Source organism: Corynebacterium intestinale, assembly GCF_023574125.1.
GTDB lineage: Bacteria > Actinomycetota > Actinomycetes > Mycobacteriales > Mycobacteriaceae > Corynebacterium > Corynebacterium hesseae.
In genome coordinates this window covers 138,181-164,476 of the sequence record NZ_JAMKFF010000001.1, presented here as the reverse complement: position 1 = coordinate 164,476, position 26,296 = coordinate 138,181, and the positions used below count along the sequence as shown (strand labels likewise).

Here is a 26,296-nt window from a genome sequence, read left to right as displayed (position 1 = left end):
GTGCAAGAAGAAATGTCATTACGCGAGCAGAAGCGCCTCAAGACGCGCCTGCGAATCGAAGACGCCGCCACCCGTCTCGTGGATGAGCGTGGATTCGCCGACGTTACCGTCGAGGAAATCTGCGACGCAGCGGGGATTTCTCGGCGCACGTTTTTTAATTATTTTGATTCCAAAGACACTGCTGTGCTCGGTGCGCCGAGTCATGACTTCACCGAGGAACAGAAGAAGGCTTTCCTTAGCGCCCCTACGGATAGCGTTTTCAGGCTGGCGGTCGACCTAGTGAAAGGACACCTCGTTGGCCAGCATGTCAACGAGGTCATCACTGAGCGTCGCCGTCGGATCTCTGGGGACAGCGATGCCGCAGCGGCGGCACTCAGCCGTAAGCGGGCCAAATCGAACGAGATCCTGGAGCTCATCACCGAGCGCCTTGACCAGGATGCCTCCTTGCGGCAGATGCCCGAGGTCACGGCTGAGACTGAGGCGATACTCATTGCCTTTGCTATCAGGGAAGCATTCTGGATAGCCACTGCGTCGCCAGATTTCAGCTGCGACATCCCCTTTGAGGAACGCTTCGAATCTGCGCTCACACTCATTAACAAATTTTCGAAAGGACTGACATGGTAGATACCGCGGCTAAGCCGGCCTCTCAGGCCGGCAGCGGCAAGCCGGATAACAACCTTGCCCTCGTATTCTCCGCCCTCGTGCTCACCATGCTGATGAGCTCTTTGGGCCAGATGATTTTCGCCACCGCTCTGCCCACCATCGTCGGCGAGCTCGGCGGCGTGGACCACATGAGCTGGGTCATCTCCGCCTTCTTGGTCATGATGACAATCGCCATGCCTATCTCCGGCAAGCTCGGTGACATGATGGGCCGCAAGTGGCTCTACATTGGCGGCATCGGCGTCTTCGTCATTGGCTCCACGCTCGGCGGCTTCGCTGATTCGATGAACCTGCTCATCATTGGCCGCGCCGTGCAGGGTTTCGGCGCTGGTTTCATGATGATTTCCTCCCAATCCATCATCGCGGAGGTCACCACCTCCCGTGAGCGCGGCAAGTTCATGGGCATCATGGGCGGCGTCTTTGGACTCTCCTCCGTCCTCGGCCCGGTCCTCGGTGGATGGTTCACTGACGGCCCGGGCTGGCGCTGGGGCATGTGGATGAACATCCCGCTGGGTCTGCTCGCCATCATCGTATGCACCCTGGTCCTCCACCTGCGCGTCGGCGATACCGACCTGCGCAAGTTTGACCTCCTCGGCGCCATCTTCATTTCCATCACCACCGCCTCCCTGATCCTTATGACGACCTGGGGCGGAACCCAATACGAGTGGTCCGACCCGATCATCATCGGCCTGGGCATCACCGTGGTCATCGGTGCCATCATCACCGTCTTCGTGGAATCCAAGGCCAAGGAGCCGCTCATCCCGGTGCAGCTGTTCAAGAACCGCAACATGGTTCTCACCACCGCAGCCGGCATGGTGCTGGGCCTGGCGATGTTCGGCGTGCTGGGCTACATGCCAACCTACCTGCAGATGGTTCACACTCTGACCCCGACCAAGGCGGGTCTCATGATGATCCCGATGATGGTCGGCATGATCGGAACCTCCACAGCCGTCGGTTTCATCATCGCCCGCACCGGTCACTACAAGCGCTACCCCATCATCGGCCTAGCAATCACTGCTGGCGCGCTGTTCTGGATGTCCAAGCTGACTGCAGACACCTCTCTGACCCAGCTCGGTGCAGAGTTCCTCGTCTTCGGCATCGGCCTTGGCTTCGTCATGCAGGTTCTGGTCCTCATTGTCCAGAACTCCTTCCCCATCGCCCTCGTCGGAACCGCGACTGCCGCAAATAACTTCTTCCGTCAGATCGGTTCCGCCATCGGCGCGTCCCTCGTCGGCTCCCTCTTCATCCACAACATGAAGGATGAAATGGCCGCCAACATGCCCGCTGCCATCAAGTCCATGGGTGAGGCAGGCAAGCCCTTCGCGGAGAAGTTTGCCAGCGCCAATGGTGGTTCCTCCAGCCTTACCCCGGCGCTGGTTGCTCAGCTGCCGGACCCCATCAAGGACGTTATCCTCAACGCTTACAACGACGGCCTAACCCCCGTCATCTTGCTGATGGTTCCTATGGCCATCATCGCGCTCCTCCTCATCCTCCCCGTCCGCGAGGAGCACCTCAAGGAGACGATTGATTAGAAGCCACTGCTTCGAGACAAGCTGGCGCTTGACGACGTGCAACGGTGGTCTGGGAGCTGAGATATCCCCTCGGCGTAGAAACCGGGTGAAGTAAGCACAAAAATCCTCGCTACGAGCATTCACGTAGCGAGGATTTCTTATTGTCACGATGCTTAGCGCAAGATTCCCAACTGGCGTGCTACCTGGGCAGCCACGCCGATGAGCGCGAGCACGCCGGCGAGGATGCCCACGATGGCACCAATATTCGTGCCGCCGGAGCTCAAGTCCCCGCCGAGGGACTTCTTGGTCACCTTCACGGTCTTGGTGATCTGGTTATCCGAGACCTTTGCCTGGCCATTGCGCAGAACATAGGTGTTAAAGGTGACGGTCGCGGTGCCCTCAGACTTTGCTGTGTAGGTTCCGTCCTCGTTGACTTCAAGGACCTCTGGGTCGCTACTGCTGGGCGCCGCCACCGGAACCCCCAGCTTCGCTCCGAAGAATCCATCGATGCGCAAACCCAGGCTTCCTTGGCTTCCGACCGAGGTGCCTCCCGTGGTCATCAGTTCAGCACGGTTTATAGCGCTTTCCGGCACGGCGATGGGGAATGCGTGGCGACCGGCCGCCAACCGCGCCGGTTCGGACGGCTTATCATCGGCCGAATAGAGACCAGCTGTCACTTCTCCGATTTGAGCCTGCGCAAACTTCACGTATTCAGGATTAAGAATCGTGTACAGGTGGCCATTATTTGTTGACCATTGGCCGTTCTCTCGGACAAGGTAGTCCCACTCGCTGGGACCGCTGCTTCTGCTTGTAGACCACGATTCAACGGCATGTTTCATGTCCGTCGTGGTCAGGTTGTCCAACGTATTGTAATTGTCCAGGATTTCAGGAGTACGTGTGCCAACTGCGCGGCGATGATCAAACAAGAAGTTTCCCTCGGCAGCACGCTGCAAAACCGCGTGCTCGAGACCGCGATCCCAGGAGATTGAATTCACATATGCGTCGCGGGTGCGGTAGCCAGCGGCATTCGCGGCCTGTCGCAGGGTTCCGCCGTTGAAGGGCAGATTCGCGTCCCAGGCTTTGCCACGCAGCTCGCGAACTTGGCGGGTAACCAGGTCGATGTCTGACTGCATCACTGGCTCGGCAAAGACATAGGCCAGAGCGCCGTTAGGCTGATTAACGTCGAGCTCGGCCACGGGAACGGAACCAGCCGACGGATAGGTTGCTGCCGTGGCAACGGGTGCGGAGAAAGCACCCGCCGACACGGCTACGGCTGTAGTAAGGGCAAGGACAGAAGTGCGCAAGGACATGCTTCACCTTCTAAGCGAGGGGAAATGAGAACAGCTTTAATTCTATCCCCACTCATGCCCTTCCATTAGAAAAGCAGGATAATTACTTTCTCTTCTGGTTGGCTGCTGCCTTCTTCTCCTCGGGCTTCGGCAGAAGAAGCTCATACACGTCCGTATCGCGCCACTGGCCGGCGAGCTCACCGTAGGTCATCTTTGCCATGTGGGAGTACGTGCCCACCTTGACGAAGCCGCGGGACTTGTGGAGGCCGGCGGAACCTTCGTTCTCCGGGAAGATCCACGAGTGGATAGCCCACTTATGCAGGTCGCGGCAGACCTCGATGAGCTGATCCAGCAAGGCGCCACCGATGCCCCTTCCCTGGGCTTCCTTGCTCAGGTAGATGGAATCCTCGACGACGCCGTGGAACACGGTGCGGGTAGACGCCTGCGCGGCGCACACCCAGCCGAGAACCTTTGAATCATCCTCCGCCTCAACAGCGACGAAAACTGACGCCATGATTTTGACGTTTTTGAACTCTTCAAAGGTCAACGAGCGGGTCTCGTAGGTAGCGTGGCCAGTGTTGAGGCCCTGCTCATAGATTTCTCGCATCTGTGGATAGTCCGCCGCATTGAAGGGACGGATGCGGAAATCCTTCTTCTTGTCTTTCGCGTTGTCGCTCATGGAACAATTATTACTGAGCACACGGCGTCAATGCCAAGCTGAGGGCAGAGAGATCGCCGCGCGCGAACGCGTTAGTTCTCCCCCTCCAACAGATCAGTGACCAGCTCTGCAATGGCAGAGCGCTCAGAGCGCTGCAGCGTGACGTGTGCAAAGAGCTCATGCCCTTTAAGTTTCTCAATGACTGCCTGCACGCCGTCGTGGCGGCCAACGCGCAAGTTATCGCGCTGGGCAACATCATGCGTCAGTACAACTCGGGAGCCACGACCCAAGCGCGACAGAACAGTCAGCAGCACATTGCGCTCAAGCGATTGGGCCTCATCGACGATGACGAAAGAATCATGCAGGCTGCGGCCGCGGATATGGGTCAATGGGAGAACCTCCAGCAATCCGCGGTCCTGGACTTCGTCCATGACGTTTTCGGATACCAGGCCTTCCAGAGTGTCATAGACGGCCTGCGCCCATGGATTCATCTTCTCGCTTTCAGAGCCCGGCAGGTATCCCAGGGACTGCCCACCCACCGCATACATGGGGCGAAACACCACGATGCGACGGTGTTCGCCGCGCTCCAGCACTGCCTCCAAGCCAGCACACAACGCCAGCGCGGACTTACCAGTGCCCGCCCTGCCTCCGATGGACATAATTCCAACGGAGGGATCCAAGAGAAGGTCCAGGGCAACGCGCTGCTCAGCAGAGCGGCCTTGCAGGCCAAAGACATTCGCATCGCCGCGCACCAAGCGAACGGTGCCCTCAGCCGTCATCCGGCCCAGAGCGGACTGCCCGCCTGCCTGCAGCGTAATGCCACAGTGCACCGGCAGGTCCTCGACGCGGGTGCCGGCGGTGGTCACGGAGCCGTCGATAAGCACCTCGCCCTCCCCGTAGAGCTCATCGATGACCTCAGCGCTGGTGGGCACCGTAGCCATGCCGGTGTAACCGGTGAGCACGACGTCCTGCGCATGGTATTCATCCGCCTGCAGGCCTACGGCACCAGCCTTGACGCGCAATGGGACGTCCTTAGTCACCAGGACGGTGTCCTTGCCCTCGTGCTGGAGATTCAGCGCGCAGGCCAGAATTCGGTGATCTCCCTCCGGCCCGCGAAAGGCCGCCGGCAACAAGGATTGATCCTGGTGGTTGAGTTCCACGCGCAAAGTCCCGCCCGCTGCATTTACGGGCAGGGGCTGGTCCAACGCCTCATAGGTAGCGCGAAGGTCCTCCAAAAAGCGAAGAGCTTGGCGGGCAAACCAGCCAAGCTCCGGGTGATGACGTTTTCCTTCCAACTCAGAAATAACGACGATGGGCAGTACCACATCGTGTTCAGCAAACTTACGCAACGCCCAGGGATCTGAGAGAAGGACGGACGTATCGATGACATAGGTCTTGGTTGCCACAGCGGCCTCGTGCGGCTGTTCGGTGAGGACGGAAGGATTGGTCATAGCGGCAGGGTTCTCCCTTGTTATGCCCGCCCCAACTCATCGACCTGGGACGGCATGGTGAAGCTGGTGGTTTTCGAACGATCCGGAGACTGTTCTTAGCGTCCGGACACCGTCCACGCTAGAGAGCAAAGGTTGAAATTACATGGGTGCAAGATGAACAGTATTAAAACGACAATCACCAGCGTCACACCATCCCCATCAGGCTCTACGAGCCTGTCGTCTCTCCCCCACTCCCCCAACACTGCAGCTACATTCTTCGGCCCTGCACTTTCACGCGTTGACCGTGAAAAACGAAGAAGCTCCACACCGTGTTATCAGTGCGGAGCTTTGTCGCTTTAGCTCACAAGGCAGCGAGCCGTTTTATGAGCGCTTAGTTGATGGTGGCCTCGTACTCACCGGACTCACCCTGCATCCAGGAGATGGTGCCATTGGTGAACTCCTGTACCCAGCCGTTGCCCTCGGCCTGCTCCGGGCCAGTCGGCAGGCCAACCTTGCTCTCCAGGCCGCCTTCCTCGGTCCAGGTCTCTGCGATCTTGCCGATGATCGGCTGGGTGCCGTCACCCTCACCGAATGCCAGCAGCTTGTCCTTGGCAAAGGTAGCAACGCTTCCCTTGTCGGTGTTTTCAATGGATTCCGGATCGCCCCACTCAGCAGCCTTCTCCTTGATGGCCTGAGCGAAATCAGAAGGAACCTCTACGTCACCATTGGCGGTGGACACGCTCTCCTTGTCGCCCTCAGCGCCGGAACCATCCTTCGACTCGGCGGAGTCCGACTCAGAAGAATCGGCACCTTCGCTGCCTTCGGCTCCCTCAGAGCCCTCGGCCTCGGAAGAATCGGCGGACTCGGAGTCCTTCATGGAATCCTTTGCGTCCTTAGCGGCAGAACCGGCAGCATCAGTAGCGTCGGACGCAGCGGACTGAGCAGCGTCGCCAGCATCCTTAGCGGCATCCTCAGCGTCGGAACAAGCAACGACACCCAGGGACAGGGTGGCGGCGGCGATACCTGCGGCGAAACGACGAGTCATCTTCTTCATTTTCTTAAGCCTTTCTGTCTAGTTGAGCACTGTTCTAAGTACTTTTGTTGAGAACGATGCCCACCGTAGGCATGGCCAGCACTTCCTGCCACCACAGAACCTATGATTTGACAACAAAGACGTTGCTTTATCTCCGTTTCCGCTGTTGAGAACCCCTATATCTTTTTGATAACGGTTTGGAAACCGAGCCTCTTTGAGGCTTTCCTTGGGACTTTCTGCGCGCTTGTTTAGCTTTTGCTTTGTCGCGTGCGCTGCGTTTCGGGGCGGCATTACGGGATGAATTCCGCGTCCTTCCTTTTGCGACCCCGACGAAGTCTTGGATCTCATCGCCGTCATCAGCCCGGCGCCACACCAGTGCAATCACTGTGCGAGCCACAGTGGGGTCCTCCAAGCCCAGTGCCACGACCTGCTTCTTGCTCAGCACCTTCAACAAAGGCCGCGGCGCGATGGCTACGCCCACGTTGGCTGCCACGACCTGCAAAGCGGTGCGCAGCGCCGGAACATCGACGCTGCCGTCCTGCGCAATCCGGTAATTCACTATTTCTTCGGCAACATCCTCCTGCGTGACGTCCTCCCCAACCTCCGCGTAGACAGAATCTTTCGGAACGGCGATGCCGGGTGCTTCCTCGTAGAGCTGGACGACGTGGAAGCTGTCATCAACCCGCGAATCCGGCAAGCGGGTCAGCGCTAGATCTGCCTCATGAGCAAGAAGAACGTCCATCGCGTCATCGGCGTCGACGGTTACCAGGGACTCTGGTGGATGTGAATCACGGTAGCGACGAAACCATTTGCCGGGTTCTGTGCCAGTGGAAAAGACAAGGCGGAGCATGCACCTCATACTACGGTGCTGCTAGCGTTGTGAGCGTGACTGATACCCCGAATAGTGAAACCCCAGCCAACGAAACCCAGCAGCCTTCCGGCACCGCCATGCGTGCGCAAACCGCAGCGAAGAAGTTGGGCATCTACCTGCCGGCCGCCCCGGAGGAGTTTCAAGCCAACGCGGTAACCCATGCGCAGCTGCGCGACTTACAGGAGAACCCACCGGAGTGGCTCGCTACCCTACGCCGCGAGGGCCCGCACCCGCGCCCGGTCGTGGCACAAAAACTGGGAATCTCCGTGACCGCGCTGAAGAAGAACGAGATGGACCGCCCTCTCACCACCGCGGAAATTAAAGAGCTCCTCAGCGCGATGCCCGAGTGGCTCGAAGCCGCCCGGAAAGCCCACGCTGAGGAGCGCAAGGAAGCTTAGACCAGCTTCCAGTCCTCAAGGCCGTCGTAGAGCGGGAAGTCCGCGGCGACCTTCTCAACGCGGGCGCGCAGCTTGGCGACGTCCGCGTTCTTACCGTTTGCCAGTGCAGTACCGATAACGTCGGCAACCTCGGTGAAGGCCGCCGTGTCGAGGCCGCGGGTAGCCAGGGCCGGGGTACCAATGCGCAGGCCGGAGGTGACCATCGGCGGGCGCGGATCGTTCGGCACCGCATTGCGGTTCACGGTGATGCCGACCTCGTGGAGGAGGTCCTCCGCCTGCTGGCCATCGAGCTCGGAGTTGCGCAGGTCCGCTAGGACAAGATGCACGTCGGTGCCGCCAGTGAGGACGTCGACGCCCGCCTTGGTGCAATCCTCGGAGGTCAGGCGCTCAGCCAGAATGCGAGCACCTTCCAGGGTTCGCTCCTGGCGCTCCTTGAATTCCTCGGTGGCCGCGATCTTCAGCGCGATAGCCTTCGCCGCGATGACGTGCATGAGCGGCCCGCCCTGCTGCCCCGGGAAGACGTTGGAGTTGATCTTCTTGGCAAAATCCTGCTTGGCCAGGATGAGACCGGAACGAGGGCCGCCCAGCGTCTTGTGCACGGTGGAAGACACGACATCGGAGTGCGGCACCGGGGAGGGGTGCAGCCCAGCTGCCACGAGGCCCGCGAAGTGCGCCATATCCGTCCACAGGTACGCACCGACCTCATCCGCGATGGAGCGGAAAGCCTCGAAATCAATGGTGCGCGGGTAAGCGGACCAACCAGCGATGATCACCTGGGGCTTTTCTGCCAGCGCCTGCTCGCGCACCTTATCCATGTCAAGGCGCATGGTCTCCGGGTCAACCTCGTACGCGGCAACGTCGTAAAGCTTGCCGGAGAAGTTGAGCTTCATGCCGTGGGTCAGGTGCCCACCATGAGCCAAGGACAGGCCCATGATCTTGTCACCCGGCTGGATCAGCGACGCCAGCACGGCGGCATTGGCCTGGGCGCCGGAGTGGGGCTGGACGTTGGCAAAATCAGCGCCGAAAAGCGCCTTGGCACGATCACGAGCCAGATCTTCTACGATGTCAACGTGCTCGCAGCCGCCGTAATAGCGGCGCCCCGGGTAGCCCTCGGCATACTTGTTGGTCAGAACAGAGCCCTGCGCCTGCAGAACCGCGCGGGGGACGAAGTTTTCCGACGCGATCATCTCGAGGGTATCGCGCTGACGAGCAATCTCACCGTTAATAGCAGCAAAGACCTCGGGGTCGAGATCGCGCATCTCCTGGTAGCGCACGTCTGAATTGTTCGTAGTGGTCATGAAAGCGTGATGTCCCTTCGTAGAGGTGGTCAATGAAGCCCGCGGCGCCCGCCCGCGACACGACACCACCGGCTCTGCAATCGCGGAAGCTAGTTCTACATCCTAACGCCCGCATCCCCCGCGTGGGGGCCTCCTCGAATCTTTTCATTCGGGGCGATTGCCACAGGCGCTCTGCTGAGTGGAACAATAGTCGGCATGGCGCGAATGACCGATGCGAGCCCGTACCTCGATTTTGACCGCGATACGTGGCGTGCCCTGCGTAAATCCATGCCACAGGTGCTAACTGCAACCGAGGTGGAAAAACTTCGTGGTATCGGTGACCGCATCGACCTCACTGAAGTGGCTGAAGTTTATCTTCCGTTATCCCGTCTCATCCACATGCAGGTTGAGGCCCGCCAAAAACTCACTACCGCTACCGAGGCATTCTTAGGAAACCCACCCACGCACGTTCCTTTCGTCATCGGCGTTGCCGGCTCCGTAGCGGTGGGCAAGTCAACGACCGCGCGCTTGCTCCAAGTTCTTCTACAGCGCTGGGATTCCCACCCGAAGGTTGATCTGGTCACCACCGACGGGTTCCTCTACCCCACCGCGTACCTTAAAGAGCACGGGCTTATGCAGCGCAAGGGCTACCCGGAATCTTATAACCGTCGCGCGCTCATGCGTTTTGTTACCGACGTTAAGTCCGGCAAGCCGCTGGTAACCGCACCGCTGTACTCGCATGTGTCCTATGACATCGTTCCTGGTGAGTTTCAGGAGGTTCGCCAGCCGGACATCCTGATTTTGGAAGGCCTCAACGTCTTACAAACCGGGCCGACCCTCATGGTTTCGGACCTGTTCGACTTCTCTGTTTACGTGGACGCCCGGGTCGACGATATCGAAAAGTGGTACATCGATCGCTTCCTCAAGCTCCGCCACACTGCCTTCCGCGAACCAGGGGCGCACTTCGCGTCCTTCGCGGACATGACGGACGAGGAGGCCTACATGCAGGCCCGTGAAATCTGGCAGTCCATCAACCTGCCCAACCTCATCGAGAACATTTTGCCCACCCGGGTACGCGCCTCCCTGGTGCTGTGCAAGGGCTCGCACCACCTGGTTGACCGGGTGAGGATGCGTAAGCTCTAGCCCGATCGCCAGGGCTAGCGGCCGAAGCGGCGCGAGCGCTGCGAATAGTCACGCAAGGCGCGCAGGAAATCCACCCGGCGGAATGCGGGCCAATAGGTGTCCGTGAACCAGATCTCCGAGTAAGCGGCCTGCCACAGCAGAAAGCCGGACAGCCTCTGCTCGCCGGAGGTACGAATGACGAGATCGGGGTCAGGCAAACCCTTGGTATAAAGGTTGCCCGTAATGGCCTCCGCCGTCACGTTGTCCGCAATTTCCTCAGCGCTCAACCCCTTGCGGGCTTCGCCGCGAATGAAACTCTGCACGGCGTCCACAATTTCCTGGCGCCCACCATAACCAACCGCGATGTTGACGATGACTCCCTGGTGCTCCTCCGTGGCCTCAGCCGCGCTTTGCATCTTGGCCGTGACCTGTTCAGGGAGCAGATCTAGGTGCCCAACGAGCCGGATCTGGCAATCCAAGTCCCCTTGGGAGAGGTGCGTAACGACATCCGAGATGATGTCGAAGAGCAGCTGCACCTCCTGCTCGCTGCGCTTCAGGTTCTCCGTCGAGAGCAGGTAGATAGTGACAACCTCGATGTCGGTGCCTTGGCACCAAGAGATCATCTCGCTGATCTTCCGCGCGCCCTGCCGATGGCCGTGGCTGATATCCGTAAATCCAGCCTCGCGCGCCCAGCGGCGGTTGCCATCAGCCATGATTGCCACGTGGCGTGGTTGCGGCTTGTTCTTGATTTCACGTGTCAGACGCGCTTCGTACAGGGGGTACAGGAGCTGGCTTAGGAACTTCACGGTGGGAATCGTCCTCTACCTTAAAAGATGGACTTCTTGCTGTTATCGAGGATGCCGGCTTCCTTCATTGCCGAATCGATCGCCTCATCATTGAACGGATCGATGCCGTGATCCTGCGCAAACATGGTTCGACGACGGAAGCGCGAATAGCGGCGGTGAAAATTCCAGCCTGCAAAAAGGACAGCAACACCCATCAGGGCGAGGATGAGCAGACCAATAGGCGAAGCCTTACCAAACTCCGGTCCAACCGGCCCGCTTTGGCTTCCTTGGGCGAGCAGGGCGACGTCGTGCGCTGCGAGGTAGAAAGCGTTCATGCTTTAAGACTCCCCTACTTCTGGAATTCCCGCAAATAAATCATCTTCCGGCAGTGCAGTAGAAACGCGAGTTTTGGCCAACTCGAATTCCTCCGTGGGCCAGTGCTCCTGCTGTACGGACACGGGCGTGGCTAGGAAGGCACCGGCTGGATCAATTTGGGTTGCGTGCGCACGGAGCGCATCCTCACGATTCTGGAAGTAATCCGCGCATTCGACCTGTGTGGTTACCCGCGCCATGATGTCTCCGAACGTCGTATCCCAGCGCGCCAGCATCGGCTCATATGGACTGATCTTGCCTTCCTCCAGAAGAAGATCATGGAAGATCTTCATCCTTTGGTATACGAAGCCATGCGTGTAGTACAGCTTCTGCGGCTCCCACGGCTCACCCAATTCTGGGTGGTATGCCGCGTCACCCGCGTTTTCCCACGCCAGCATGGACGCGCGGTACACCATGAGGTGATCCGGGTGTGGATAGCCGCCGTTCTCGTCGTAGGTAATAATGACGTGGGGCCGGAACTCACGGATGATTTCAACCAGCTCTTGGGCTACGTCATCATCTTCCTTAAGCGCAAAGCAGCCCTCAGGTAGTAAGTCCTTGATATTGGGCGCGAGCGGGTTACCAGGAAGGCCCGAATCAATGTGCCCAAGCCAGCGATGTTGCACGCCCAAGGCGGCGGCTGCTTTCGCCATTTCCTCACGGCGAATGCTGCCCATATTCTCAAGGACACCGGGGCGATCCATGGCCGGGTTGATAATATCTCCCCTCTCGCCACCGGTGCAGGTCACGACGAGGACTTCCGCCCCCTCCGCGGCATATTTTGCGGTCGTCGCAGCACCCTTCGAGGACTCATCGTCAGGGTGCGCGTGGATAGCCAAAAGGCGCTTCGTGCTCACTGGGTGATACATCTCCCTACATCGTCCCTACATCGCCTCATTAATACAGAGGCATTAAACAGAGGCCTAGTCTAGTGGATAGTTTCTTCGCGGCGACTGTTGGATAGAATCAGACTCATGTCTGACGCCCAACCTGCTTCTCAACCCGCACGCTCGCAGTCCCGCTACGGTTCTTCCTCTCAGTCCACTCGCACAAAAGGCTCATGGACCAACCGGGCGCTGGTGCTGGTATTCCTGGCCATGCTGATTGCGGCCATTGTCTACGGCGTTCAGTATTTCCGCAGCCAGCAAAAGGTCAACGCAGATATCTCCTACGTCACCCACGAGATCCTGTCTGATGACACAGCGCGCGTGTGGGTAGACATCACCCGCAACCGCGTGGAAGAACCTGCATACTGCATTGTCCAGGCCTTCGACTACTCCAAGGCTGAGGTGGGGCGCCGCGAGGTCGCCGTGCCTGCTGGCGGTGACTCCGCTCAACGCATCGCGGTGGATATCCCCACCAACCACAGAGCCGTCGCCGGTGGCGCCTACGGTTGCTCCGGAAGCATCCCGTCCTATTTGGACACCAGCACGATGGATACAGCGGGTGAGGCTACCGGCGAGTAAAAGCCCAGCTGTGCTAGTATGTTGAGCGTTCTGAATGGGCCGCGCCACCTGCGCTTTCTGGCCCATCCAATGAGAAATAGACCCGTTCATTAGGAACCGTAAACGGAAGGTTGCACTATGGCTGAGCAGCAGAAGCAGTACATTACCCCGGAAACCAAGGCCAAGCTCGAGGCCGAGCTGCAGGCCCTCATCGACCACCGCCCGGTCGTCGCCGCGGAGATTAATGAGCGCCGCGAGGAAGGTGACCTCAAGGAGAACGCGGGTTACGACGCAGCCCGTGAGATGCAGGACCAGGAAGAGGCCCGCATCAAGCAGATCTCCGAGGTTCTGGCGAACTCCACCACCGAGCGCACCGCCGTCCAGGAGGGTGTTGCCCACATCGGTTCCGTTGTGCACGTGTACTACAACGGCGACGAGGAGGACCGCGAGACCTTCCTCATCGGTACCCGCGCCGCTGCTTCCGATAACAAGGACTTGGAGACCTACTCCGAGCAGTCCCCGCTGGGCGCTGCACTCCTGGGTGCTGCTGAGGGCGAGACCCGCGAGTACACGGCGCCGAATGGCAAGACCTTGTCGGTCACCGTGGTCTCTGCGGCACCCTATGATTCCGCAAAGGCTGCCACTCCGCGCAAGTCCTAATTTATACTGCTCTTAGGTCATCGTTTTTCCGAGAAAGAGTTTTAACCCATGAAGAAGTTCACTCGTTTCGCTGCCGCTGGTTTGGTTTTCTCCGCTGGCCTCACCCTCGCTGCCTGCCACCCTCCGAACCAACAGGATTCCTCTGAGAAGGTTGACACCGGCGCTTCCTTTGCCGGTGAGGCTCCCGGCGCAGGTGCAGCCGCCCCCTCCGAGGCTGCGGCTAAGTCCGAAGCAGCCACTGAGTCCGAAGCCGTTGCTGCAACCGAGGTTGCTCCGGCTGAATACACCACTGCTCCGGTTCAGCAGTAGGTTCAACGGCAACTGGCAAAGAAGCGGCGTCCCGATAGTTGGGGCGCCGCTTTTAGCTTTCTGGGGTCCGTCGTCTTTTTCTACTTTGCCTCCCGGACCCAATCCCCGATAACCCCTGGCAGTACTGCGGGTGCTTCGCCGAGTAGATCACGGCGGTTGGGGTCGCGTTCTACTTGAGTCGTGACGGACTTGACCCGCCTTTCGCCTTCGCCGCCGCGTGCCATGCCACCCATCATGGGCATCATGCGCATCCCCGCACCGCGGGCACTGCCGACGCCCTGCCTCGCACTACCCGCTCCGCCCGGGGCTCCCAGGACACCACCAGCGCCACCAGCGTTGCCGACGCCCCCGGAACCTCCCGTACTGATGGCACCACCTCCGACGAGGCCGCCTCCGCTTAGCGACGTCCGCCCTTCCCTCTGTTGTCCAGTTCCCGTTACGGCCCCAGGAAGGCCTCCTAATACCGGATGCGTTCCGGTCTGCGGCCCACCGAATGAAGCGCCCGCGCCTCCGAACCCCGCTGCGTTTGTCGTTGGATTCGCCGACATTTCCGGCAAGCGACCGCTGTGGCCTGCCACGCCTCCGGGAAGCTTGTTCCCACGGCCATCAGCAAGACCAATGGCTCCTAATCCCTGCCCTACAGCGCCGCTGCCTAGACCTCCGAGCCCGTTTACACCAGCTGGCATGTTTGCCGCTCCGCTGGTAGTTGCCAACGATCCTGGCGCTCCTCCCCGAACGGGATCAAGGGCGCTCAAGCCTGCGTTGGCAGCTGAGGTATTCACGTCGCCTGCATTGATCGGCGCTAATGCGTCCCCGAAACCAAGCTCGCTGAGGATGCTGCGCCCACGATTGTGTAGCTCATTATGAAAGCGCGCGATATCGTCAGCCCCCATCCCCACGCTTTCCAGACCTTGGATGTGGCCGTCCGCAACGCCAAAGGAGCCTGGGCCCATGGTGCCGTTTTCTATCGCTTCGGCTATTGGCTTCGGCCATGTGACTCCATCGGTGTTGTAGCGATTTCCGTCGCCCATGACTGCCCCAAAGTGGGTACTGGTGTCTCCGCCGCCGCTGGGCGGCGCTGCGTCCATAAGCGCATGCTGATACGGCATAGCGGAAATCACTTGCTGCTGAAGGACGCCCTGCATATAGACCAAGGCTGCTTGTTCAGCGGCTTGACGCGTAGCAGGCTCTGGGATTGCCGCCACCTCAAAGGCCAAGGCAATGGCTTCCGGCTGAACATTCATCAGCTGCGCTTGGAAGCCGAACAGCTTCTGCTGCATGACGCTCGCATTGGCAATGAAGTGTGTACCCGCCTGCGCAACTTCACGAATCTTCTGCGCTGCGCGTGTGGTGGCTTCACTGTCGTTCTCGGCTTCCAAAGACGCGGCCGAGTTTTCAAGACCCGCAACGATTTCTGCGACTTCCCCACTCAAAGCGCCCCACCGCGCATTCGCTTCCGACACATCCCAGAAGCGCGTGCTAAACAAGTTCGATGCTAAGCCCATGATAGAAGCGCCGGTGTCCACGATCGGAATGGTAAATCCAAACGGGCTGTATCCCGGGTCTGGTTGCGACACGATCGGCATCGATACCGCCCCGCCTCCCCCACCAGCGTCAGCGACATCCAACCCCCGACTCGTAAGCTCATCCTGTGATTCGAAGCTTGCCAGCTCAGTTTTTAGTGTGTCTGCCAACCAGGAAAGCTGCCTATTAAAGCCTTCGAGTGAATGCTGCGCAGAGCCAGGATCATGTGTAAGTACTCTCTCGTGGATACCCCCGACATCCTTTATCCCCAATACCGGAGAGAATCCGCTGTTAAGCGGAGAATGGGCTCCATCTGCAACACCTCTAAGCCGCTCAGATAGTCCCTTGATTTCAGACAATTGATTGAAAAGATTTGACAAGTTTATTTGCATTTATGCCCCCTATTTAAGTAGCAAGCGTATAAAGAATTCTTTCCCCGATCACGCAGCGCTCGTCCTTCTGAGTGCTACCAAAACCAGAAGATTCAACTATCAGCGTTCCCTTGGTGGTCTCTAGATATAAAGTGCAAAACAGTCGACCAAAATCAGGATCATCTAGGGCAACTACCGGAAGTTGCTCACCTTCATAAACCCTTTGCCCCCCGTATTGCGTTTCCAGTTCCTGAAGTGCCATATCCGTCACGCCGAGACCAATGAATCCAGTTTCCCCCTCAGCATTTTCAATCTCAAACCCACAGTGGGAAAAACCTGATTCGCGAACACTTGACTCCAAACGCGTAGAAAGGCCTGCTTCCCTTAGCTTTCTTTCCGGAATCCCTACACACGGATCAAACACCTGGAATCCAGGCACTGTCCGGTCAAATTCACCTAACGGTGGAAGTACCCCACCGCCTGCACGAGACTGCTCAATTTGAGCTTGAGACTCTCGCCCCGTCGTGGCGGTGACATCAGCGACCCCCGAGTCCACTGAGCCACCGCCGGCTTTCATGTCAGGAGAATTGCGAAAGTCCCCCGCGTTACTACCATTGCCACGAACACTGAGGCCGAGCGGTGACGCGCAGTTTGACAGCACCCCGATACAAACCGCCATCATCACAAGGCCCCCGATTCGCTTCATGGTGTCCCTTCAACTAACTTTCCTGACCGTTAGAAGCCCCTCCCTTGAGCTTTAAACTCCGAGCGACTTCTGCGACCAGAATGCACGAGAAAGAACAAGAAGTCGCGCCAGTGCCAAATTAGTCATTTTCTATATGCAAATTTATTGAAACTATTCGATTACACTAATAGAACCATCCGTTAATAATTGCTGGTCGTAGCCTGTATGGAGCTTGGATACCCGCCGTGAACTACATGTGTCTTGGCTGCCGATTATAACCAATTGGGGGTACCCGAATTACAACACTGTCAATTTTTGGGGTGTCGTTTTTCTCAATTGAGCAGCAATCTTGCCCGCATTGCCCCACGCCCCTTAGAGCATCGCATCCTTGGGAACATGAAAAACCCAATTCTGTCGGCATGGTCACGTAAAGCTCAGGGCTAGGCACGGAAACAGGTGCTTGCCGATGCAGTTGCCTTCATTTCCAGCGGACGGCTCACGGTGCCTGTTAACAGCTAGGCAAAACTCTCCCACCCAAGAAATCGAACATTTCGCCCACAAGAACCGGACAGGATCTCAGATTTGCAACCATAGCTGCCGCCACAGTCATCCACGTCACACGGCTTGCAGTACAGGCCACCTGTACCGCAATTGGTACACAAATAGATATTTGCGAAGGGAAATCCTGTTCTAACTGTTGCAATCTGCATTAGCTCGCGCCAGTCGATGCCAAGATCCTGCCCGCATCTAACGGGCGCTACGCCCCTACTCCAAAAGAGGTGCGCCACGCACACAAAGAAACCGGCGGCCAGCAACCACAAAGCTTGTGGTGCCAGCCGCCGGTTTCGCAGAAGCAGTATGAGACTAATTAGTCCCTGAAGTAGCTCAGCAGACGAAGAATCTCCGTGTACAGCCAGACCAAGGTTACGGCCAAACCAAGAGCGATACCCCAGGCATATTGCGCCGGGGCACCCTGGCGAATCAGGCGGTCTGCCTGGTCGAAGTCTGTCATAAAGGACAAGGACGCCAGAACAATGCAGACGAGGGAGAAGATGATGGAAAGCATGCCACCATCACGTAGCGGATTAAAGCCGAAGAAAATAGCGCCCAGCATGTTACCCAGAGCCAACACGGCCACGCCGGCGATGAGGCCGAACATGATCTTGTTGAACTTCGGGGTGACTTTGACGGCACCGGTCTTGTAGACCATCAGCATGCCGATAAAGACACCTACGGTACCCATGATTGCCTGGCCGATAAGTGCCATGCCATCGGAATTGCCGAAGGATACGCCGGCAAACATGAGGGAGAATCCGCCCACAAAGAGGCCTTCAAACACGGCATAGATCAACGTGACGGCTGCAGAACCAAACTTCTTGCCAAACGTTGAGACAAGAACAGTAATGAAACCGCCGAGCGCACCGACCAGAGTAAGAATCATCGCGATGCCGGGGTTAATCAACTCACCAACAGCAAAGTTGAGCACGGCCATGACAATGATGACGCCAAGAGTAATGCCAGTCTTGGTCACGACATCATCAACAGTCAGCGGCCGATCGGCGCTGCGATTCTCCTGAACAAATGGATTATCGCTCTGACCGTAGGGATTGCCCCCCTGGGTCTGACTTTGGCTGGACGAGAGGGAACTCATGACGGGGTTGCTAGAACGCACGCGAATCCCGATTCCTTTCACAGTCTTTCTCTAAAAAGCGGCCCCTAGGGCCGCCTTATTTGTCGTTTCATCAAGATCAACGCTCCCCACTGCTAGGAAGTTCCCAAAAATCTCAAAATTCGCAAAATTGTCCACGCGTAACAGGAATGCGTCGACAAGCACTGCGCTTGCCGGCGCCCCTGTCGCCGCGAACTATGAAGAGGAGCGCTGGGAAGCGTTCGCTTCCTTCACCCCGTTAAATTCAGCGTTTCCGCTGGTCATGGTGCCCCCAGTGGGACTCGAACCCACACTGAATCGATTTTAAGTCGACTGCCTCTGCCGATTGGGCTATGGGGGCCAAACCGTGCCCACTCATCTTAGGGCACGGGTAGGCATGGACTGAAAATAGGGTCGGCTTCTGCGCAACTCTTTTGGTTTGAGTTCGCTAACTGTCAGCGAGGCCGCTGATAATACCGTCGAGGATGTCCTTCTCGCTGATGAAGAAGGAACGGGCTTCACTGTTGCGCTCAATCATCGTCATGATGCCCTCGATGGCCACGCATCCACCACCGATGACATCTGCGCGCCCGGGGTGGATGACGGGGTTGAGAGCGCGCACATCCGAAGACAATCCAATCATCTGTCGGGTGAGCACCCGCAGCGCATCGAAGCGAAGCTCGGAACCGTGGATGGAGTCGGCATCGTAGCGCTCCATCCCCTGGGCAAGCGCCGAAAGAGTCGTAAACGTACCGGCACAGCCAACGAAGGTGAGGGCTTTGTCGATAGGAACGATCTTCTCCACTTCGGCCATGCGCTCAGCAACATAGTCGCTAGCAATCTCAATCTCGGCCTCCGTGGGAGGATCGGTGCGCATGATGCGCTCGGTAAGCCGCACGCACCCCATCTGAGCAGAGTGCGAGCCGAGGATCTCGCCGTCGATTGTCCCCACGACGAACTCTGTCGAACCACCGCCCAAATCGATGACGCAATACGGGCCCTCCTCAGAGTGCAGGTCCCCCACCGCACCGGTAAAGGACAGCAGTGCCTCTTCCTCACCGGAAATTACTTCCGCGCGAGCCCCCGGCTGGATTTCACCGAGAAGCTCTTCGGTCATGTTGAAAAACTCGCGGTGGTTCTTTGCATCACGAGTAGCCGAGGTGGCGACCATGCGCACGCGCTCGACCTTTTCAAACTTCATTTGTTTGACGTAGCCTTCGAGCGCTACGCGAGTCCGCGCAAGAGCTTCAGGATCAAACTCACCGGTAGCATCGACGCCCTGGCCAAGGCGAACGATCTCCATCGTGCGGGTGATGTCCCGGATCTTGCCATCCTCCTGAATCTCGCTGATGAGCAGGCGAATGGAGTTGGTTCCGCAGTCGACAGCAGCGACGCGAGTCATAAGGCTAGCCTTTCTTTTAACCGGCGTTAGAAAAATCGAACTGGGTCATGTCGATGCCCAGGTCCCCCACGGTGGGCCAATCCTCAGGGATGGCGCTTCCCCGGAGTTTACCGTGCTCCGCAGCCATCGCGACGGCCTCGGTACCAAAGCGCACGCGGCCCGGCCCCTCAGCTAAGGCATAAGCAATGAGAACGTGGAGGCACTTCACGCGCTCTGGCATGCCGCCACCTGAAAACTCAGTGCCCAGGTCTTCCATGGCGTTACGGGTTTCCAGGTAGTGTTCGTGCGCTGCCTGGTAATCCTGCTGCAGGTCCTCTTCTTGGGCGAGGCGCTGCTCCATCCACTTCATGACATGGGCGACCTCAAGGCGCGATGCTTCGGCAGTCAGGCGCGGATCGGTGAGGTAGTAAAGGGTGGGAAACGGGGTGCCGTCGGGAAGCTTGGGCGCGGTTTTAATCACCGCTGGGGCTCCGTCCGGGGTGCGGTAAGCAATGTCCACGACGCCGCGCGGGGCGCGACCCAACTGTTCGCGGACGACTTCAAGGTCAGCATCGGTCACGGTCATAGGAACCATTGTGACATGGAGATATGGATGAGTCCTATTCAGCAGGTGTTTCCGGTAGGTTTTCCGCATCTTCCGATACTGAATCCCACAGCACCGTGTACCACTCGCGGTCGTCGGCATCCTCACGACGTTCTGAGGTCACCGTGTCACCAGAGTCCATGCGCGGATCCATGATGCGAAAGGCCATCTCGCCTTCATCCATGACACCGAAGCGGCGGCGCGCCTCCTCCTTGACGTATTCCTCGGATCGATACTTGTCAATCTCCGTGAGGAGGTCATCCTTCTGTGCCTGCTTGGCGACGATTGAGCTTTCCAGCCGCGCAATCTCCGATTGGCCGTGGTAGTAATTTCGCAGCGGAACGGCAATGGATAGCAGTACTACGAGAACTACAGCGATGATCACACCGATCCCGAGGATGTCTAGCCCCTTGGGCTGCACAGGTGCTTTCTTCCGTTTAGCTCGCTGCTCATCGCGGGCACGCGTGCGAACCGGAACGGTGTTCCGGCGTTTCGTGCGGGGAGAAGTAGTGCGTGCCATCGGAAAGCCATTGTATCCCGGACCGGCCCAGGTGCTGTGCGGCGCGCGACGTGTCCCAGAAATAACATGCGCCTCAGAAGTTTTGGGCTGGGCCTGTTCGGGGCCAGACAACAGGAAAGGTGCCACGATCAAAACGATTAAAAGGTGCCACGGTTACTGTGGCACCTTTTCGTTCACCAGTCATTCAGCGAGTGGTCTGTGCAGACCGCTGCTGGAAACCGGAGTTAATTCCTAGCCCTGGAAGCGCGGGAATGCGGAGCGGCCGGCATAAACTGCGGCGTCACCCAGTTCCTGCTCAATGCGCAGCAGCTGGTTGTATTTGGCAACGCGCTCAGAGCGGGCCGGAGCACCGGTCTTGATCTGGCCGCAGTTCAGAGCAACGGCGAGATCGGCAATGGTGGTGTCCTCGGTCTCACCGGAGCGGTGGGACATCATGGTGCGGTAGCCATTGCGGTGTGCCAGCTCAACGGCGTCGAAGGTCTCAGTCAGGGTACCGATCTGGTTAACCTTCACCAGCAGAGCGTTGGCGGCCTTCTTCTCAATGCCTTCCTTCAGGCGAGCCGGGTTGGTGACGAAGAAGTCATCGCCGACAATCTGCACCTTGTCACCGATAGCTGCGGTGAGCTTGGTGTAGCCCTCCCAGTCATCTTCCTGCAGCGGGTCCTCGATGGACACGATCGGGTAGTTGGCAATGAGGTCCTCGTAGACCTTGGCCATCTCCTCAGCGGTGTGCTCGCCGCCCTCGAAGTGGTACTTGCCGTCCTTGAAGAACTCGGAGGATGCAACGTCGAGAGCCAGGGCGACATCCTTGCCCGGCTTAAAGCCGGCCTTCTCGATGGCCTCAACGATGAGGTCCAGAGCTGCCTTGGTGGACTCAGCCTCCGGAGCGAATCCGCCCTCGTCACCCAGGCCGGTGGACAGGCCCTTGGACTTAATAACGGCCTTCAGTGCGTGGTAGACCTGTGCGCCCATGCGCAGGGCCTCGCTGAAGGACTCGGCACCGATCGGGGCGATCATGAACTCCTGAACGTCAACGCCGGAGTCAGCGTGGGCACCACCGTTGACGATGTTCATCATCGGAACGGGCAGGACATGAGCGTTCGGGCCGCCAATGTAGCGGTAGAGCGGAAGGCCAGCAGACTCGGCAGCGGCCTTGGCGGCTGCGATGGACACGCCCAGGATGGCGTTGGCGCCAAGGCGGGACTTGTTATCCGTGCCGTCCAGCTTGATCAGGGCCTGGTCGATGAGACGCTGATCATCGGCCTCGAAGCCAGCAAGTTCATCAGCGATCTCTTCGTTGACGTTCTCAACAGCCTTCAGAACGCCCTTGCCCAAGTAGCGGTCACCACCGTCACGCAACTCGTGAGCCTCGTGAACACCGGTGGAAGCGCCAGACGGAACGCCGGCGACACCGCGTGCACCATCGTCGAGGAATACTTCAGCCTCAACGGTGGGGTTGCCGCGGGAATCAAGAATTTCGCGTGCCATTACGTGGATGATGTCAGCCATGCTGCTTTCACTCCTATAGAGCCAAATTGATCTTGGGTTCGTGTTCTGGGAGGGGCTCCCAAACCACCTGGGGACAATTGTTCCAGAAAACTTCGGAACGTGTCGGGCGGAAACGGACAACGTGACATAGATCTAGAAAGAGGCTAGGACACGGCAGGCTGTTCAATGGCGTAGGAATTTGCGGCTGCTGCGACTTTGCGCAGGTAGTCCTCAGATTGGTTGTAGTTGAGGACGGCCGAACGCCATCCCTCTGGCGTGGAAAGATCCCTATCTCCGTGACACAGCAGTGCGGCAGCACCCAACGCGGCATCGTCGATTTGATTGGGATCAGCAACGCCATCGCCGTTGGCATCTCGACCTAGATGTTCCCACGAAGAAGCGATGAATTGCATGGGGCCAACCGCCCGATCAAACTCGGCATCGCCATCAATGGCGCCGCCATCGCTATCAGGAACCAAAGTGGTGTTGTTAGTTCCGTCGAGAGGAATGCCCACGATGGGCGGGTCGGGATAACCATTCTCATCGAGGGATGAACGGTCGAAGAGGCTTCCGTTATAGGTCCCGTGACGAGTTTCTACCCAGCCGATACCGGCGAGGGTATTCCAGCGCAGATTACAGTTCGGCCAGGATTGCCGCGCGATCAACTCGGCGTTGCCGTAGGCCCGCAATGCCTGGGCGGGGATACTGGTGGCGTCGGCAAGCTGGTCGGACCACCACGTCAGCTTGTCCGCCGTGCGCCCCAGCCCGTCGACATCAATAGCGGGCACCTCTGCCCCGCCCACGGGTGGAAGTTCCTCTGGGACGGGGGAAAGCTGCCGGAACGGGGATGGCTTATCCAGGAAGGAAAGACTCCAGGCCACCAAGGAAATGATCAGAATGATGGCCAAGACAATGCCGAGGCCACAGCCCCCGATCCTCCTAAGCCCCTGCGTCATAAAGGTGAATACTACAGCCCGTTGCAGGAAGGGGGTCGAGCGACACAGAGGGCGCCACGAGGCGACCGTATAGGCAAGACCTACGACAATCGCGGAACAAAAGTTATGTCCAAATGTTCCCATGCGTAACATTCTGCGCTACACTGCAGCGTTGAACAGAGAGCCGAGGCCCTGCTGGTGCTCCACGTTCTATCACTGTCCGTTCTAGAAACGTGTCTTTCTCTTAGCCAAGGAGTTCCATGTCCATCCGTCGTATCCTCGCTACTGCTTCCGCCGTTGTCGCCCTCGGCGCAATCACCCCCGCCACCGCTTCTGCCGCTTCCCTGACTGAGCTGGGCGGCTTCCTCTCCCAGGGCATCCAGTCCGCTGATTGCAACACCCTGCGCAGCACCCTGACGCTGATTGATCAGAGCACCGAGGGCGAGCTGCTTACTCCGAACACCACCCGCAACCAGCTCTCCAAGAACCTCACCGCACTGGGCAACTCCGAGGAACTCGGCCCGCTCGCCTTGGCCGCCGTGAAGTACTCCGGCCAGACCGCCGACCGCGCCCTCGAGTGCAAGATCGTCAAGGAAGACACTCTCGCAACCGGCGGTACCGGCCTTTCCTCCACGATCGCTGACTACGCTCCCCTGCTGTCCTCGATGATCCAGAAGGGTTAGTTCTTTTCTCGGGCCTTTCCCTCGGCCCACAAGCGCTCCTGCTCCTCTACCCCCACGACGTCCTCCGTGCCGTCGAAAAGGTAGGGCGCGCGGGAGCGCATTTTGTTGACGAAAGACATCGCAACATCGTCGAGAGTAAAAGCCCCACGGCGTGCCGCGATCTCGGCGTGAAAGAGGACCTGTAAGAAGACATCGCCCAATTCCTTAAGCAACTCGGAATCAGTGGCACGCTCCCGCACCGCCTGGGCGAATTCCGCCGACTCTTCTTCTAGATACGGCAGTAAGGTCTCGTGGGTTTGATCGCGCTCCCACTCCCCTATGCGCCGCGCACGCGACATCACCTCACGTGCCTTCCACATCGGTTCCTCAAGGGAGGGGGCGAGGATGAGGTCCGCATCAGCGTCGATAAGCGCGCGCACCTGCGGGTGTGATGGATCTGTGCTCACCACAACACCATGGCCTTCCGGATCCTCACCGCACAACAGGGAATCAAAGTCCCAGCGCACCTTCACCGGAACTTCATCAGTGAAAACAACAGGGCCCTGCAGTTTCCCAACGGCCTCCATAGGGATTAACGTGGGCCAGCGCGGATCTAACAACAGGACAGTCATAAGCAACGAGTATAGGTCCCCAGTTCTTTGAACTTTCGCTGCAGTTGCACAAACGCCCGCCTGAAGGGGTATTTTTAACCAATGACCACTTCCAATCTCACCGAATCGCCGCGCACACACTCTGTGACGTTGTGGACGCTCATCGCGCTCATCATCGGTTCCACGGTGGGCGCCGGAATCTTCTCTCTTCCGCAGAACATCGCCTCCGTGGCCGGCCCTGGCGCCATGCTCATCGGCTGGCTCATCGCAGGCGTCGGCATGCTCTCTGTCGCCTTCGTTTTTCAAATTCTCGCGCACCGCAAGCCGCACCTCGACTCCGGTGTGTACTCCTATGTTCGCGCCGGCCTGGGTGACTTCATCGGTTTTACCTCCGGCTGGGGCTACTGGCTGGGTTCCGTCATGGCGCAGGTGGGCTACGCCACTTTGTTCTTCAACACCATCGGCCACTACGTCCCCCTCTTTGACGCCGACCACCGCTGGGTTTCCGCCATCGCCGTATCAGTGTTGTCCTGGGGAATCTTTGCTGTGCTGGCCCGCGGTATTAAGCAGGCGGCCATCATGAACATGGTCACCTCCGTGGCCAAGATCGTCCCCATCCTCGCCTTCATCGTCATCCTCGCATTCGTAGGCTTTAGCTGGGACAAATTCACTCTTGACTTCTGGGGTGAGGCCTCCGATAAGTCCCTCTTCGAGCAGATTCAGGGCATCATGCTCTTTACCGTGTGGGTCTTCATCGGCGTGGAGGGCGCATCCGTGTACTCCAAGCAGGCGCGCACGCGTGCCGACGTCGGACGCGCCACCGTCATCGGCTTCATCAGCGTTCTGGCGTTGCTGGTATCCGTGTCCACGCTGAGCTTCGGCGTGCTTACCCAGGAGGAGCTCGCAGCGCTGCCGGATAACTCGATGGCGTCCGTGCTCACCGCGGCCGTAGGCGAATGGGGCGGCGCTCTCATTTCCCTCGGCCTGTGCCTCTCCGTGCTCGGCGCCTACGTGTCCTGGCAGATGCTGTGCGCGGAGCCGATTGTCCTGATGGCTGTCGATGGTCTTCTCCCCCGCAAGATCGGCACCGTGAACATCGCCGGTGCGCCGTGGGTAGCGCAGCTGATTTCTACGCTGACGATTCAGCTCTTCGTTATCGTCTTCTTCCTCAACGAAACCTCTTATAACGCGATGGTGCAGCTGGCCACCATCATGTACCTGCTGCCCTACATCTTCTCTTCCCTTTACTTGGTCCTCTTGGCCGTGCGCGGCAAGGGGCTGACTCACCCGCATGCAGGGGTGCGCTTCGATATTTCAGGTCCGGAGGTGAGCCGCCGAGAGAATCGCCGCCACCTCTGCATCGGCCTCGTCGCCTTCATCTATTCCCTGTGGCTCATCTATGCCGCCGACCCGGTTTATGTACTTCTCGGCGCGCTGGCCGTGGTCCCCAGCATGATTCCTTATGTGGCCACCCGCCTGTACAAAAAGGAGCGCGTGTTCAACACCTTCGAATGGTTCGTGGTAGCGCTGGTAGTTATCGGCGCGGTTGCCGCGGTGTGGGGCTTGAGCACGGGCCGCCTGGCGCTCTAGAAAACCTCGGGCGCCGAGCGGCGCGACAACACCGCATAGGCGATGCAGCTTGCTATCCACAACACGTGGCCGATAGCGCTGATGACGAGGAAGATGCCTCCAGTAATCGAGGCCGCTTCCTCGTTGCCAAACCACCACGTCGGAACAGTGGCTGGTCCGACGTCCCCAAAATCCGGCACGTTGGCATTGCCCACGATAAAGCCGATGAACACTAAAGCCAGCGACACCCACGCCCACGCCAGCTTGCTTGTGTAATCACCGCGGATGAACAGCGGGAGTAAACCAAGCAGCACCCAGATGCCAACCAGGATTACTCCGAACATCATCAACATGAAGGTGAGCCAGCCACCGTTCTCACCGCTGAACTTAATCACCAGTGAGACGGGGATGCTGAGCAGCGAGGCAGCCATCCACACCGCCACTAAAACGATTCTGGGATTGGCCCGAGAACTCCCGG

28 protein-coding genes and 1 tRNA gene are annotated in these 26,296 nt (G+C 58.7%); 9 read left to right on the top strand and 20 right to left on the bottom strand.

Annotated elements, in window-relative coordinates; all coding sequences use genetic code 11:
• Positions 1–12 precede the first annotated feature (12 nt).
• Both M5J06_RS00790 and M5J06_RS00785 read left to right on the top strand, forming a co-directional pair.
• Positions 13–624: a TetR/AcrR family transcriptional regulator gene (locus M5J06_RS00790; RefSeq protein ID WP_250223720.1), complete on the top strand. Its 612-nt coding sequence runs from the start codon at positions 13–15 to the stop codon at positions 622–624.
• Complete coding sequence (locus M5J06_RS00785) at positions 618–2,192, top strand: MDR family MFS transporter (protein WP_070530533.1); 1,575 nt, start codon at positions 618–620, stop codon at positions 2,190–2,192. The genes M5J06_RS00790 and M5J06_RS00785 overlap by 7 nt, the downstream gene beginning before the upstream one ends.
• A 152-nt stretch (positions 2,193–2,344) precedes the next feature.
• Here the strand turns inward: M5J06_RS00785 and M5J06_RS00780 are convergent, their stop codons facing one another.
• From M5J06_RS00780 to M5J06_RS00760, 5 genes are all read right to left on the bottom strand, one after another.
• Positions 2,345–3,481, bottom strand: coding sequence for a hypothetical protein (locus M5J06_RS00780; RefSeq protein WP_250223719.1), 1,137 nt, complete (start codon positions 3,479–3,481; stop codon positions 2,345–2,347).
• Between the two features lie 82 nt (positions 3,482–3,563).
• The gene (locus M5J06_RS00775) at positions 3,564–4,139 is read right to left on the bottom strand and encodes a GNAT family N-acetyltransferase (protein WP_070523963.1); all 576 of its coding nucleotides are present in this window, start codon (positions 4,137–4,139) and stop codon (positions 3,564–3,566) included.
• Positions 4,140–4,210: 71 nt separating this feature from the next.
• Positions 4,211–5,569, bottom strand: a complete 1,359-nt coding sequence (gene phoH2 / locus M5J06_RS00770; RefSeq protein ID WP_070597574.1) for an RNA 5'-3' helicase PhoH2 — start codon at positions 5,567–5,569, stop codon at positions 4,211–4,213.
• A gap of 370 nt (positions 5,570–5,939) precedes the next feature.
• On the bottom strand, positions 5,940–6,602 hold the full coding sequence (locus M5J06_RS00765; protein ID WP_070523959.1) for an LGFP repeat-containing protein: 663 nt from the start codon (positions 6,600–6,602) through the stop codon (positions 5,940–5,942).
• Positions 6,603–6,729: 127 nt separating this feature from the next.
• Positions 6,730–7,431 carry a LysR family transcriptional regulator substrate-binding protein gene (locus tag M5J06_RS00760; protein WP_250223718.1) on the bottom strand — a complete coding sequence of 234 codons (702 nt, stop codon included), beginning with the start codon at positions 7,429–7,431 and terminating at the stop codon, positions 6,730–6,732.
• Between the two features lie 98 nt (positions 7,432–7,529).
• On the opposite strand from M5J06_RS00760, the gene M5J06_RS00755 reads away from it, so the two are divergent.
• Entirely contained in the window at positions 7,530–7,850 is a 321-nt protein-coding gene (locus M5J06_RS00755; protein WP_083299207.1) for a DUF5997 family protein, read from the top strand.
• On the opposite strand, the gene glyA is transcribed toward M5J06_RS00755, so the two are convergent.
• A complete protein-coding gene (gene glyA / locus M5J06_RS00750) occupies positions 7,847–9,148 on the bottom strand; it encodes a serine hydroxymethyltransferase (RefSeq protein ID WP_143335636.1) in 1,302 nt (433 codons plus the stop codon). The genes M5J06_RS00755 and glyA overlap by 4 nt on opposite strands.
• Before the next feature lie 195 nt (positions 9,149–9,343).
• Here glyA and coaA point away from each other — a divergent pair, with 195 nt between their 5' ends.
• Positions 9,344–10,270, top strand: coding sequence for a type I pantothenate kinase (gene coaA / locus M5J06_RS00745; RefSeq protein WP_250223717.1), 927 nt, complete (start codon positions 9,344–9,346; stop codon positions 10,268–10,270).
• Between the two features lie 14 nt (positions 10,271–10,284).
• Here coaA and M5J06_RS00740 read toward each other — a convergent pair whose 3' ends face one another.
• From M5J06_RS00740 to mca, 3 genes are read right to left on the bottom strand one after another with little or no spacing between them, the layout of a single operon-like run.
• Entirely contained in the window at positions 10,285–11,055 is a 771-nt protein-coding gene (locus tag M5J06_RS00740; protein WP_144014534.1) for an isoprenyl transferase, read from the bottom strand.
• 20 nt (positions 11,056–11,075) lie between these two features.
• Positions 11,076–11,369, bottom strand: a complete 294-nt coding sequence (locus M5J06_RS00735) for a hypothetical protein (RefSeq protein ID WP_070523946.1) — start codon at positions 11,367–11,369, stop codon at positions 11,076–11,078.
• 3 nt (positions 11,370–11,372) lie between these two features.
• On the bottom strand, positions 11,373–12,263 hold the full coding sequence (mca, locus tag M5J06_RS00730) for a mycothiol conjugate amidase Mca (RefSeq protein WP_070524017.1): 891 nt from the start codon (positions 12,261–12,263) through the stop codon (positions 11,373–11,375).
• 117 nt (positions 12,264–12,380) lie between these two features.
• On the opposite strand from mca, the gene M5J06_RS00725 reads away from it, so the two are divergent.
• From M5J06_RS00725 to M5J06_RS00715, 3 genes are all read left to right on the top strand, one after another.
• Entirely contained in the window at positions 12,381–12,872 is a 492-nt protein-coding gene (locus M5J06_RS00725; protein WP_250223716.1) for a DUF4307 domain-containing protein, read from the top strand.
• A 117-nt stretch (positions 12,873–12,989) separates the two neighbouring features.
• Positions 12,990–13,511, top strand: a complete 522-nt coding sequence (greA, locus tag M5J06_RS00720) for a transcription elongation factor GreA (protein ID WP_010187368.1) — start codon at positions 12,990–12,992, stop codon at positions 13,509–13,511.
• A gap of 48 nt (positions 13,512–13,559) precedes the next feature.
• Positions 13,560–13,820 (top strand): hypothetical protein, encoded by a 261-nt coding sequence (locus tag M5J06_RS00715; RefSeq protein WP_250223715.1) that lies wholly within the window; start codon positions 13,560–13,562, stop codon positions 13,818–13,820.
• Positions 13,821–13,900: 80 nt separating this feature from the next.
• Here the strand turns inward: M5J06_RS00715 and M5J06_RS00710 are convergent, their stop codons facing one another.
• The 9 genes from M5J06_RS00710 to M5J06_RS00670 all read right to left on the bottom strand — a co-directional run bounded on the left by M5J06_RS00710 (position 13,901) and on the right by M5J06_RS00670 (position 22,997).
• Positions 13,901–15,406: a hypothetical protein gene (locus tag M5J06_RS00710; protein WP_250223714.1), complete on the bottom strand. Its 1,506-nt coding sequence runs from the start codon at positions 15,404–15,406 to the stop codon at positions 13,901–13,903.
• Positions 15,407–15,749: 343 nt separating this feature from the next.
• Positions 15,750–16,421, bottom strand: coding sequence for a hypothetical protein (locus M5J06_RS00705; protein WP_250223713.1), 672 nt, complete (start codon positions 16,419–16,421; stop codon positions 15,750–15,752).
• An 847-nt stretch (positions 16,422–17,268) separates the two neighbouring features.
• A complete protein-coding gene (locus M5J06_RS00700; RefSeq protein ID WP_070686428.1) occupies positions 17,269–18,072 on the bottom strand; it encodes a Bax inhibitor-1/YccA family protein in 804 nt (267 codons plus the stop codon).
• 260 nt (positions 18,073–18,332) lie between these two features.
• Positions 18,333–18,409, bottom strand: a tRNA-Leu gene (locus M5J06_RS00695).
• A gap of 87 nt (positions 18,410–18,496) precedes the next feature.
• The gene (locus M5J06_RS00690) at positions 18,497–19,450 is read right to left on the bottom strand and encodes a Ppx/GppA phosphatase family protein (RefSeq protein WP_154736684.1); all 954 of its coding nucleotides are present in this window, start codon (positions 19,448–19,450) and stop codon (positions 18,497–18,499) included.
• A gap of 16 nt (positions 19,451–19,466) precedes the next feature.
• A complete protein-coding gene (locus M5J06_RS00685; protein ID WP_070520905.1) occupies positions 19,467–20,015 on the bottom strand; it encodes a DUF501 domain-containing protein in 549 nt (182 codons plus the stop codon).
• Between the two features lie 34 nt (positions 20,016–20,049).
• Positions 20,050–20,553 carry a septum formation initiator family protein gene (locus M5J06_RS00680; RefSeq protein WP_070520902.1) on the bottom strand — a complete coding sequence of 168 codons (504 nt, stop codon included), beginning with the start codon at positions 20,551–20,553 and terminating at the stop codon, positions 20,050–20,052.
• Between the two features lie 231 nt (positions 20,554–20,784).
• Positions 20,785–22,062, bottom strand: coding sequence for a phosphopyruvate hydratase (gene eno, locus M5J06_RS00675; protein WP_143335642.1), 1,278 nt, complete (start codon positions 22,060–22,062; stop codon positions 20,785–20,787).
• Between the two features lie 143 nt (positions 22,063–22,205).
• Positions 22,206–22,997 (bottom strand): lysozyme family protein, encoded by a 792-nt coding sequence (locus M5J06_RS00670; protein WP_070597565.1) that lies wholly within the window; start codon positions 22,995–22,997, stop codon positions 22,206–22,208.
• A gap of 239 nt (positions 22,998–23,236) precedes the next feature.
• Between M5J06_RS00670 and M5J06_RS00665 the strand changes: the two genes are divergently transcribed.
• Positions 23,237–23,659 (top strand): hypothetical protein, encoded by a 423-nt coding sequence (locus M5J06_RS00665; protein WP_070520896.1) that lies wholly within the window; start codon positions 23,237–23,239, stop codon positions 23,657–23,659.
• Here M5J06_RS00665 and M5J06_RS00660 read toward each other — a convergent pair.
• Positions 23,656–24,270 carry a MazG nucleotide pyrophosphohydrolase domain-containing protein gene (locus M5J06_RS00660; protein ID WP_070530561.1) on the bottom strand — a complete coding sequence of 205 codons (615 nt, stop codon included), beginning with the start codon at positions 24,268–24,270 and terminating at the stop codon, positions 23,656–23,658. The two genes, M5J06_RS00665 and M5J06_RS00660, sit on opposite strands and share 4 nt — an antisense overlap.
• Before the next feature lie 81 nt (positions 24,271–24,351).
• Here M5J06_RS00660 and M5J06_RS00655 point away from each other — a divergent pair, with 81 nt between their 5' ends.
• Positions 24,352–25,839 carry an amino acid permease gene (locus tag M5J06_RS00655; RefSeq protein WP_250223712.1) on the top strand — a complete coding sequence of 496 codons (1,488 nt, stop codon included), beginning with the start codon at positions 24,352–24,354 and terminating at the stop codon, positions 25,837–25,839.
• Here the strand turns inward: M5J06_RS00655 and M5J06_RS00650 are convergent.
• The gene (locus M5J06_RS00650; protein WP_250223711.1) at positions 25,836–26,261 is read right to left on the bottom strand and encodes a hypothetical protein; all 426 of its coding nucleotides are present in this window, start codon (positions 26,259–26,261) and stop codon (positions 25,836–25,838) included. The two genes, M5J06_RS00655 and M5J06_RS00650, sit on opposite strands and share 4 nt — an antisense overlap.
• Positions 26,262–26,296: the final 35 nt, after the last annotated feature.